Consider the following 11701-nt stretch of genomic DNA (forward strand, 5'->3'; position numbering starts at 1 on the left):
CAGTCATCCTCCTGTAATTTTTAATAGGTCACGCATATTATCAAGCATGTAATCAGGGTTCAAGTCGTCGAGTACTTTTCTTCCTTTAACCGTCCAGGCGACCCCGGCTGTTTTCGTTCCTGCATTCTGCCCTGCTTCGATATCGTGCGTGTTGTCTCCGACCATCATCGCCTCAGAAGCTTGCGAATCCAAGTGGTTCAAAGCCTTCACAATCGGTTCAGGGTGTGGCTTCGCATTTGTAACATCATCAAGCGTGACGACCGTTTCAAATAGTCCATCCAGATTTGTCAGTTGAAGACCCATATGAACGGTATTCCTCATTTTCGTCGTCACAATACCTAATTTATATCCTTGCTCTTTCAGTGTTTCAATCGTTTCCACCACGCCCTCATAGGCTTTCACGTAACGGTTGTGGTTTTCAATGTTATGTTTACGGTACGTCTCGACCATTTCCTCCACTTTGTCAGGGTTCACTTTGTGCAGGCTCTCCTTTAAAGGAGGACCGATAAAGTCGAGAATCTCTGCACGCTCATAAGAGCGATCAGAATATTGTTTAATCGTATGGGTAAAAGAAGCGATGATCAATTCATTCGTATCGATCAACGTCCCATCTAAATCAAAGAGAATGGTACGTATGCTCATTGGAAGGATCCTTTCTTTTCTGTTGTAGTCTGTTCCAAACGAAGCCGACGGCAGCCGTTAACACAATCGCCGTCAATAGACGAATCAAAAGCAATGGCCAAACCGGAATACCGAGCGGAATAAAGATCAGCGTATCCTCAACGACCGCGTGACAGGAGACGAGGAAGAGAATGGCTAAATACATATCTTTCCTTGAAACGCCGTCCTCTTCCACTGCCTGAATCATCAAGCCTGCACCGTATGCGAGCCCAATCGTCAGTCCTGCGACAAGGGTCATCGATGTGTTGCGTTCCATTCCGAGAAACCTAGTTGCAGGAGCTACCCAGCCTGAAAAACGGTCAAGCCATCCTTTTTCACGTAGATACTGCATGAAAATCATCAAAGGGATGACAATCAATGCAAGCTGCACGATCCCCATGAAGGCGGTTTGCACGCCCTGAAAAATGATCTCTGTCCATCCATTCGGATCGGCTGTCTTCTCAGGCGCAAAGCCATATTTCGCTGTTTCGCCTCCGCCTTTCCAAAAAACGTTGATGAGGGCAGCCGAGACCAATGCGAGACCCAACCGGACGCCGGCTACAAACCACCAGCTCACACCTACCCTTTTAGCAACCGTCGATTCGATCAGTAAGTTATGGGAAAAGGAAAGCATCACGGCAAGAATGAACACTTCTTTTACCGTGAATTCGAAAGAGATGATCGCCGCAATGCCCGCATAAAGGTTTAAAAAGTTACCTAAAACAAGAGGAACAGCAGCTTCACCGGATAGTCCGATCCATCCCATCAAAGGTTCCAGTTTCTCCATCACCCATGGGAGGACCGGCGTGTATTGAAGAATCGTGACAATTAACGTTACGGGAAAAATGACTTTTCCGAGCGTCCACGTCAATGCCAATCCCTTTTTACTTCCGCGTTTTAAAATCCCCTTCATGCTACCTGCTCCCTTATTTTACTTTCTTTCCGTTATAATATTTATTCGCCATACCATTCTTTCTCCGGTAAATGATCGCAATGACCGCTCCAACGACAAGCACGATGGAGATAAATTGTGCCGTACGAATCTCACCAAAGAGATAAAGGCTGTCTGTCCTCATACCTTCTACAAAGAAACGACCAACAGAATACCAAATCACATAGCTTAAGAACACTTCTCCGCGGCGAGGATTAAATTTATGACGCAAAACTAACAGCAATATAAATCCGATGATATTCCACACAGATTCATATAAAAAGGTCGGGTGATAGACCGTACCATCAATGCACATTTGCTGATTGATAAACCCGGGTAAATACTGCATAAAGTTATTATAAAAAGATTCGGATACCGGGCCGCCGTGTGCTTCCTGGTTCATAAAGTTTCCCCAGCGACCAATCGCCTGCCCGAGAATAATACTTGGTGCAGCAATGTCCGCCATCATCCAGAAGGACAATCCTTTAATTTTCGTATAAATATAAGCAGTCAACACTGAGCCAATCAGTGCACCGTGAATGGCGATCCCGCCTTCCCACACGGCAAAAACTTTCCACCATGGCCCACCAGCATAACGATCCCATTCAAAAATGACATAATAAAGTCTGGCACACACGATGGCTGCCGGAATCGCAAATACGACGATATCGACCATGTAGTCTTTTTTCAAACCGAGACGTTCGGTCTCTCGCGTTGCAATCCATAGTCCAAGAAAAGCTCCTGTGGCAATAATTAAGCCATACCAGTATATCGAAAGTGGACCGAACTGGAGGAAGACCGGATTCAACGGTTCAGGTGTACACATCATTAGTGGTTTCCTCCTTTACTCCTGCGTTTGATCTTGGTCGATAACTTTCGTCAAACGCTCTGAAAACTCTTCAGCAGCATTGACGCCCATACGCTTCAAACGGAAGTTCATAGCAGCAACTTCTATAATGACAGCAAGGTTCCGACCAGGACGAACAGGAATCGTTGCTTTCGGAACTTGAACATCCATGATCTTCATCGTTTCTTCTTCTAAACCAAGACGGTCGTATTGTTTGTTCTTTTCCCATAATTCAAGGTTGATGACGAGCGTGATCCGTTTGTAACTTCGAACAGCTCCCGCACCGAATAATGTCATCACATTAATAATGCCTAGTCCACGAATTTCCAAAAGGTGTTCAATAAGCGGAGGGCTGTTTCCGATTAACGTGTCATAATCCTCCTGTCGAATTTCAACACTATCATCAGCCACAAGACGATGCCCTCGCTTAACCAGCTCTAGGGCCGTCTCACTTTTACCGACACCACTTTGGCCCGTAATCAAAACACCGATACCATAAATGTCGACAAGCACACCATGGATAGCCGTAAACGGAGCAAACTTGGATTCCAGATAATTCGTCAGGCGGCTAATCACTCTTGTCGTTTTATATGGCGACAACATCAGCGGAACGCCCGCGTCATTGGCAGCTTCATAAAGCTCATCAGGAATATCCATTCCCCGGGTAATAACGATTCCAGGTGTTACATCTGTACAAAGTTTTTCCGCTCTCTCTCTCCTCTGATCTTTCGTCAGTTCATTAAAGTAAGAGAGTTCTGTCTTGCCGAGCAGCTGTAGACGATCTTTCGGATAAAATTTGAAATACCCTGTCATTTCTACTCCAGGACGAGAAATATCACTCATATGTATTTCACGGTGGACGCCGTCAGCACCGGCAACGAGTTCAAGCGCAAATTGTTCTAACAAATCTTGTGTACGGACCTTGCTCATTTGTCCATCAACCTCCTCTTTCATCAATCACTGTCCCCTATTGTAGCATGTTTTCAATAAATCTTGGATAGGGAGGTTTTTTACCAGTATTTCCAATTAACAAATCCCCCCCTATCGTAGGGAGTTATTAAACAATCTGGCAGGATTCTTGAAGACTCAGTTTCGAGACTTTTGTGGAGTGGATGGGGGCTGCGGGGGATGACTCGCTTTCCGTGGGAGCGCGGTGAGCCTCCTCGGACTGCGTCCTGCGGGGTCTCACCAAGCACTTTTTTCCCACAGGAGTCTCCTCATCCCCCTCCGCCCCTTTGCCTAATTTGTGCCTCGAAACCACTTCTCTAAAAACAGCCATTCAGCTTGATGGAATTACCAAGTTGGATTTGTCTTCCACTCTCCGACTGTTAGAAGCATAAAGCGCGTAAAGGGGTTCGTTACGCACCTATATCGAATGGGGTGGTTGGGAAGCTGCGAGACTCCCGTGGGAGAAGGAGACAGGCGAGATCCCGCAGGGCGTAGTCCGAGGAAGCTCGGCGCTCCCCCACAGGAAAGCGAGTTGCTTCCCAGCCACCCCTAACGCCCAACCAGGCAACGAGCCCCGGAAACACCCCGAAACGGAGCCTTCCACAATCGGGAGCTTTAGTGGAAGAAAGAGAACAAAAAAACACCGTATGAGCGGGCTCATACGGTACGGGGGGTTATTTTTTCATATCCTTGAATAAGCTGTTCAACACAAGGTTGATCAGGGATATGATAATGGCGGCGATGATGGTCATGCCGAAGCCATCAATTTCAAAAGTACTTCCTAGGAAAGCATCCGTCAGCCATAAGGTAATGGCGTTGATGATGAATAGGAATAGACCGAGCGATAGGATCGTAATCGGTAAAGTGAGGATCACTAAGACCGGCCTTACGATGGCATTGAGGATCGATAAAATCAGTGCCGCGAGCAATGCGCCTCCAACGCCGTCAATCATTACGGAATCAAAGAGTGCTCCGACCGCAATAATGGCGATGGCGTTGACGACGATATGGATTAACCAATTCTTCATAATTTCAGCCTGCCTTTCATAAATCGTTCTCTTCTCAGAGCTGGACAGGAGGTTGTACGGTGACAGAACCCGTCTTCGTCTCTGCTTCTATATGATATGCATTTTCAAATTGTTCGTACGCTTCGAATTCCAACATCTTGTTAGTAACATCTTTTCGGTCTTTTAAGATCTTGTAATTCTCCAATTCACATTGAATTTGACCGAATTTCGTTCTCAAGACCCCATCAACTTTCTTTTCTGTAGGAAGAGATACTTGTATTTTTCCAGTCGTCGTCTTATAAAAACCTGTGTGCGCTTTTGATCCGCTATAATCAACCGCTATACCGCTACTGACCGTAGAAGCATCCGCTTTTCCAATATCTCCTGAAAGTGTAATGGCTCCATTGATTGTGTCTGTTTCACACTCATCAAAAGTGCCCCCCTGTAGCTCGACCGCTCCGTTGCCGGTTTGTATTTTACATGTCATTCCAGAGAGCTGCTTCGCTTTAACAGCTCCATTTGATGTTTTCATCTGAAAATGATCACTCTTGATATTCTCAAGGTCAAGATTTCCATTCGTTAATTGTGATTTAATGAATTCGTATTTTTTATTCGGAATGTATAAATCCACATTCATTTTCATCTTTTTAGATGGGCTTGCGATGCGAAGGAGACCATTTTTAATCTCCATTTGTGATTCATCATGAAACCTTGTTCGCGCCTCTTCTTCTGTTTCCACTTGATAGACTTTAACCTGATAGGAAGCTTTCACATCCTCCTGGTCCCAAGTATGGAGTTTTAAAGAACCGTTGGAGATAGAAAGGTCGGCATCATGAAATTCCTCTTTCGGAAGAACCGTATCATCACTGAATTCGACGTATTCCCCAAAAGACAAATCGAAATCTGCATTTTTAATTTTTTCCATAGCGTCATCCAGGAAATTTCTCAGGCCGTATTTAGACTTCTCGCGTTGCTCTGAATCTTTGGGAGAAGGTTCTTCTACAGCTTCCAATAGTTTCGCGCCTTCTTCTGCAGAGATGGTGCCTTTTTCGATCATTTGTAGAATTTTCATACGTTCTTCATTCATAACATCAGCTCCTTTTCATCTCTTACGTTTTTCCCTATCTAAAGGATTCAAAAACTAAAAAACACCTGAGAAAACTTGGTGCGTTTCTCAGGTGTAAGGTTTCATTGAAAGTTGTACGTGTAAAAGCGTTCCGTTTTCAACCGCTCTAATTGTTCAGATGCCTGATCATGACCTTCAATCAAACTCATCATCCCGTCGGCCTGGGAGAGATGAGCTTTGATGGCCGCCAATTTTCTTTCCCAGTAAGGTCGTACATCCGTAATGATCTCAGGCTTCCCTAAATCTTGTTCCGACTGATTGGAAATGGCATGCATCCACACTTGAGGGCGGTTCTCCTCTGGCATGTTTTCCACAGCCTTGATCACGGCTGCACCAAGCGCGTCATGATCCGGATGAACAGCATATCCAGGATAGTGAGTAATGATAATGGTAGCTCCTAATGATTCAATACGTTTCTTCAGGTGCTCAGCCACTTGCTGTCGGGGTTCAAACTCTAATGTTTTATCCCTGTAGCCAAGCATTTCAACATCTATATCCAACTGTTTCGCTGCTTCAGCAAGCTCCTTTTTTCGAAAAGAGGAGAGCGTTTCGCGATTAGCGAATACAGGGTTGCCCATGTTTCGGCCCATCTCCCCGAGCGTACCGCATAGATAGGTGACCGGTACGCCTTCATCACGGAATTTAGAAATTGTTCCAGACGCTCCGAACGATTCATCATCCGGATGAGGGAAAATGACAACCACTCTTTCTTTACTCATCAGGATCCGCCTCATGTGAAAAAGGTGTTTCGCTGATTTCAAGAGCAACCATCAAACGGCCTTCACGGTCATGACCTGCCATGAGCAACCGATTCTTCTCATCAATTTCGTAATCCGTCAATCCTTCGGCATATACCCAGCCCAAGTCCAGTTTCAGACCTACACGGTATGATCCTCCGGTACTGACAATTTTCCCGTGTTGATAAGAGACTTGCGCATTTCGGATGAAAGCTCCGACGTTGTAGGCATTTTCATCAAAGTGGCTAGCATAAGCTCCGTTTGTTGTTTCTAAGTGTACATACACTTCTCTATTCGCTAGTTGATCAATCTTTTCTTGAACAACTTTTTGTTGAATGGCATCCACTAGTATTCCTCCCGTCAAACGATTCTTGTTTAACGATACTCAATTTAGAGACAAGCGTCAAAACATCTACTTGTTCCCTACTTTTTCACGCGCATTCATTTTCTTATCCATCCGTGCCCTGTCTCGTTCTAGAACAGGTTTCAAATAACGTCCCGTATAAGAAATTTCCTGATCCGATACATGCTCAGGAGTGCCGCTTGCAATAATTCTTCCCCCGTTTTCTCCACCTTCTGGTCCGAGGTCAATGATGTGGTCGGCTTCTTTGATGACATCAAGGTTATGCTCAATGATCAATACGGAATCACCGTTATCTACAAGTCTTTGCAACACTTTCAATAATCTTGAAATGTCATCGACATGCAGACCGGTTGTCGGCTCATCCAGGATATAAAAGGACTTTCCATTCGATCGACGGTGGAGTTCACTTGCGAGCTTCACCCGCTGAGCTTCTCCTCCCGACAGGGTAGTGGCGGGCTGACCGAGTTTAATATATTCCAGTCCTACGTCGGCAACCGTTTGAAGCTTTCGCTTAATCTTAGGAATGTTCGCAAAGAAATCAAGCGCTTCTTCAATCGTCATGCCTAATACATCAGCGATGCTCTTGCCTTTATACTTCACTTCCAATGTTTCACGGTTATACCTTTTCCCATCACAAACTTCACAAGGGACATAAACGTCTGGCAGGAAGTGCATTTCAATTTTAATGATTCCATCCCCACGGCAAGCCTCACAGCGACCACCTTTCACATTGAAACTGAACCGGCCTTTTTTATATCCTCTGATTTTCGCTTCATTCGTTTGTGCGAAAACATCACGAATATCATCAAACACACCCGTGTAAGTAGCCGGGTTGGAACGTGGCGTACGGCCGATTGGAGATTGATCGATGTCAATCACTTTATCCAGATGTTCCATCCCTTCGATCGTTTTGTGCTTTCCGGGTTTTTGTTTTCCATTGTGAAGCTTCATAGAAAGGGACTTATACAAAATCTCGTTAATAAGTGTACTCTTACCGGAGCCGGAAACTCCTGTCACGGCTGTGAAGACTCCGAGCGGAATCTCTGCATCTACTCTTTTAAGGTTGTTTTCTTCCGCCCCTTTAATTTTCAAGAAACGGTCATCCGCCTTCCGACGTTCGGCTGGAAGAGGAATGAACTTTTTGCCTGAAAGATATTGACCCGTCAAGGATTTACGGCTTTTCATCACTTGTTTTGGTGTTCCTTGAGTGACGATATCTCCTCCGTGAGCGCCTGCTCCTGGTCCGATGTCGATCAAGTAGTCCGCCGCCAGCATCGTATCTTCATCATGCTCGACGACAATCAACGTATTATCAAGATCACGCATTCGCTTCAAAGTATTAATCAAACGGTCATTGTCCCGCTGGTGAAGACCAATTGAAGGCTCATCGAGCACATATAAGACACCAGTAAGGGCTGAACCGATTTGGGTCGCCAGTCGAATACGCTGGGCCTCACCACCGGATAGTGTCCCTGCCGAACGCGAGAGGGTTAAATAATCCAGACCTACGTTCGCTAGGAAACTGAGACGTTCGCAAATTTCTTTAAGAATCATACGGGCGATCGTTTCTTCTTTTTCTGTCAACTCAAGGGCCTCGAAGAACTCCTTCGCTTCAGTCACGGAATAATCGGTTGTGATGCCGATATGCTTTCCATCGATCAAAACCGCCAGCGCTTCTTCATTCAATCGGTTTCCTTTACATTTCGGACACGGTTTTTGAGCCATGTACTTTTCCATCTGTTCACGAATGTAATCAGAGCTCGTTTCACGGTAACGGCGAGAAATGTTTGGAATGACGCCCTCGAAGAAAATATCGTTTTCCCGTACTTTTCCAAAATCATTTTCATAGCGGAAGTAGATTTTGTCCTCACCACTTCCATAAAGCACTTTCTCTTTATGTTCTTCCGGCAGGTCACGGAACGGTTTATTCATATCGATTCCGTAATGATCGGAAACACTTTTCAAAAGCTGCGGATAGTATTGAGAACTCTGCGGTTCCCAGGCAGCAATCGCATGTTCGTTCAAGGAGCGACTCCAATCCGGGATGACAAGGTCGATGTCAACTTCAAGCTGTGTGCCTAACCCGTCACATCGGTTACAAGCTCCATAAGGGCTGTTGAATGAGAACATTCTCGGCTCTAATTCACTAACGGAAAAACCACAGATTGGACATGCGTGGTGTTCACTGAACATCAACTCTTCTTCACCTATAACGTCCACAATCGTGTGCCCGCCACCAAGTTTAAGAGCTGTTTCAATAGAGTCAGAAAGTCTGCCTTCCACGCCTTCTTTTACGACGATTCGATCGATGACGACCTCAATCGAGTGCTTTTTATTTTTCTCGAGATTTATTTCCTCGGAAATTTCGCGCATTTCCCCATCGACTCGAAGGCGGATATACCCTTCCTTCTGGAGCTGTTCAAAGACTTTGGCGTGTTCACCTTTTCTACCAGACACAACAGGCGCAAGAATTTGAAGCTTCGTCCTTTCCGGATATTCCATCACACGGTCGACCATCTGCTGAACCGTTTGTGAACTGATTTCCACTCCGTGCTTCGGACAAGTCGGACGACCGATGCGGGCGAACAACAGACGAAGGTAATCATAAATTTCCGTTACCGTACCTACAGTTGATCGTGGGTTACGGCTAGTTGTTTTCTGATCAATGGAGATCGCAGGGGACAGGCCTTCTATGGAATCCACATCAGGTTTGTCCATCTGACCTAAAAATTGTCGTGCATAGGCACTTAGTGATTCAACGTAGCGTCTTTGTCCTTCCGCATAAATCGTATCGAAGGCCAAAGAAGACTTCCCTGAACCGGACAAACCGGTCATGACGACCAGTTTGTTTTTCGGGATGTCGATATCGATATTTTTTAAATTGTGAGCACGTGCTCCTCTAATACTGATATGTTTACTGGCCATACTCTTTTCATCCCTCCGCTTTTAATTCCAACAGCACATCACGCAGTTCGGCTGCCCGTTCGAAATCGAGATCGCGTGCGGCTTGTTTCATTTCGGTTTCCAAATTATCGATCATTTCTAGACGTTCTTTCTTCGTCATTTCTGAAGGCTTCTTACCTGTATCATATCCAGCTTCGTCTTCGGCAACGTTCGTCGCTTTAATCACGTCACGTACTTCCTTCTTGATCGTTTTCGGTGTGACGCCATGCTTTTCGTTATAAGCGATTTGTTTTTCACGACGTCTGTACGTTTCATCAATCGCAAACTGCATGGATTTTGTCATCTTATCCGCATACATAATCACTCGGCCGTTTTCATTACGTGCCGCTCGACCAATCGTTTGGATGAGGGAGCGGTCGGAGCGCAAGAAACCTTCCTTGTCCGCATCCAAAATAGTGACGAGGGAGACTTCGGGAATGTCCAGTCCTTCACGAAGCAAGTTGATTCCGACAATAACATCGTATTTACCGACCCTTAAATCACGGATGATCTCAATACGTTCCAGTGTCTTAATTTCCGAGTGTAAATAAGCAACCTTGACTCCCAGGTCTTTAAGGTAATCGGTCAGATCCTCAGACATCTTCTTCGTTAATGTCGTCACGAGGACACGTTCGTTCTTATCTTTCCGTTTATTGATTTCCCCTACAAGGTCATCAATTTGACCATGTATTGGGCGGACGTCAATTTCAGGATCCAGTAACCCTGTCGGTCGAATGATCTGTTCAATCATTTTCGGTGTATGTTCAATTTCATAAGGACCCGGGGTCGCAGAAACATAAGCAATCTGATTGATATGTTCTTCAAATTCAGGAAACATGAGCGGCCGGTTATCCATTGCTGAAGGCAGTCGGAAACCATGGTCCACCAGTACTTGTTTTCGCGCTCGGTCCCCGTTATACATTCCCCTCACTTGAGGAAGCGTAACGTGAGACTCATCCACCATCATAAGGAAATCGTCTGGAAAATAATCAAGCAAGGTGTAAGGTGTTGCGCCTTCTTCTCTGAAAGTCAGGTGTCTCGAATAGTTCTCGATTCCAGAACAAAAGCCCATCTCGTTCATCATTTCCAGATCGTAATTTGTCCGTTGTTCAAGCCGCTGGGCTTCCAGCAATTTATCTTGGTCACGCAATTCCTTTAGACGGACTTCTAACTCTTTTTCTATATTTTTAATCGCTTTTTTCAGCTTTTCTTCACGCGTGACGAAGTGTGAAGCAGGGAAAATCGCTACGTGGTCTCGATCTCCGACAACTTCACCCGTAAGTACGTCGACTTCACGAATGCGGTCGATTTCATCTCCAAAAAATTCCACCCGCATCGCATGTTCCTCTCTTGATGCGGGGATGATTTCAACGGAATCCCCACGTACTCGGAACGTCCCGCGCTGAAAGTCGATATCATTTCTCGCATACTGGATATCTACAAGGTTTCTCAATAACTCATCGCGGTCTTTTTCCATTCCCGTTCGAATAGAAAGCACCTGGCTGCGGTATTCGTCGGGAGAACCGAGACCATAGATACAAGAAACACTAGCAACGATGATGACATCGTTCCGCTCAAACAGGGCAGAGGTAGCTGAGTGACGCAATTTATCAATCTCATCATTGATGCTCGCATCTTTTTCGATAAAGGTATCTGATGAAGGCACATAAGCTTCTGGCTGATAATAGTCATAATAACTAACAAAATACTCGACAGCATTGTTCGGGAAAAACTCTTTGAACTCACTATATAACTGTCCAGCAAGCGTTTTGTTATGGGCGATGATCAGTGTCGGTTTATTCACTCGCTCAATGACATTGGACATCGTAAATGTCTTCCCTGTACCTGTGGCCCCGAGCAATGTCTGATGCTTATCTCCTCGTTCAATCCCTTGAACAAGTTCCTCAATCGCTCGCGGTTGATCCCCTTGAGGTGAATACTGTGAAACTAATTCAAACTTCTCCTCCACGACGAAAACCTCCGTTCATTGTCTATACTCGTACTTTTTAGTTTACCACAACAGTTTACCATTCTAACATCGAACGAACAAACATTCGCATCTGAGTGTTAACTGTCAATTACTGGATGACCTGGTGTGGAATAAAATTCCACACCAGGTCATCCAGTTTATCCCATTT

At 45.3% G+C, this 11701-nt stretch carries 10 protein-coding genes; all 10 read right to left on the reverse strand.

Annotated elements, in window-relative coordinates; translation table 11 throughout:
• Window positions 1–3 precede the first annotated feature (3 nt).
• The 10 genes from ppaX to uvrB all read right to left on the reverse strand — a co-directional run bounded on the left by ppaX (window position 4) and on the right by uvrB (window position 11532).
• A complete protein-coding gene (gene ppaX / locus DYE48_RS05475) occupies window positions 4–642 on the reverse strand; it encodes a pyrophosphatase PpaX (RefSeq protein ID WP_115822745.1) in 639 nt (212 codons plus the stop codon).
• Window positions 617–1573, reverse strand: a complete 957-nt coding sequence (locus tag DYE48_RS05480) for a nucleoside recognition domain-containing protein (RefSeq protein ID WP_115822746.1) — start codon at window positions 1571–1573, stop codon at window positions 617–619. The genes ppaX and DYE48_RS05480 overlap by 26 nt, the downstream gene beginning before the upstream one ends.
• Before the next feature lie 13 nt (window positions 1574–1586).
• Window positions 1587–2420 (reverse strand): prolipoprotein diacylglyceryl transferase, encoded by an 834-nt coding sequence (gene lgt, locus DYE48_RS05485; protein WP_115822747.1) that lies wholly within the window; start codon window positions 2418–2420, stop codon window positions 1587–1589.
• A gap of 15 nt (window positions 2421–2435) precedes the next feature.
• Window positions 2436–3368 (reverse strand): HPr(Ser) kinase/phosphatase, encoded by a 933-nt coding sequence (gene hprK, locus DYE48_RS05490; protein ID WP_089651425.1) that lies wholly within the window; start codon window positions 3366–3368, stop codon window positions 2436–2438.
• 692 nt (window positions 3369–4060) lie between these two features.
• A complete protein-coding gene (locus DYE48_RS05500) occupies window positions 4061–4414 on the reverse strand; it encodes a phage holin family protein (RefSeq protein WP_181898657.1) in 354 nt (117 codons plus the stop codon).
• Window positions 4415–4448: 34 nt separating this feature from the next.
• The gene (locus tag DYE48_RS05505; protein ID WP_115822749.1) at window positions 4449–5480 is read right to left on the reverse strand and encodes a DUF4097 family beta strand repeat-containing protein; all 1032 of its coding nucleotides are present in this window, start codon (window positions 5478–5480) and stop codon (window positions 4449–4451) included.
• 101 nt (window positions 5481–5581) lie between these two features.
• Window positions 5582–6238 (reverse strand): bacillithiol biosynthesis deacetylase BshB2, encoded by a 657-nt coding sequence (gene bshB2, locus DYE48_RS05510; RefSeq protein ID WP_115822750.1) that lies wholly within the window; start codon window positions 6236–6238, stop codon window positions 5582–5584.
• Window positions 6231–6602, reverse strand: coding sequence for a YojF family protein (locus DYE48_RS05515; RefSeq protein ID WP_115822751.1), 372 nt, complete (start codon window positions 6600–6602; stop codon window positions 6231–6233). The genes bshB2 and DYE48_RS05515 overlap by 8 nt, the downstream gene beginning before the upstream one ends.
• Before the next feature lie 66 nt (window positions 6603–6668).
• Window positions 6669–9545 (reverse strand): excinuclease ABC subunit UvrA, encoded by a 2877-nt coding sequence (gene uvrA, locus DYE48_RS05520; RefSeq protein WP_115822752.1) that lies wholly within the window; start codon window positions 9543–9545, stop codon window positions 6669–6671.
• Between the two features lie 7 nt (window positions 9546–9552).
• Entirely contained in the window at window positions 9553–11532 is a 1980-nt protein-coding gene (gene uvrB / locus DYE48_RS05525) for an excinuclease ABC subunit UvrB (RefSeq protein ID WP_115822753.1), read from the reverse strand.
• Window positions 11533–11701 lie beyond the last annotated feature (169 nt).

Source organism: Halobacillus trueperi (assembly GCF_003386945.1).
In the GTDB taxonomy this organism is placed as follows: domain Bacteria; phylum Bacillota; class Bacilli; order Bacillales; family Halobacillaceae; genus Halobacillus; species Halobacillus aidingensis.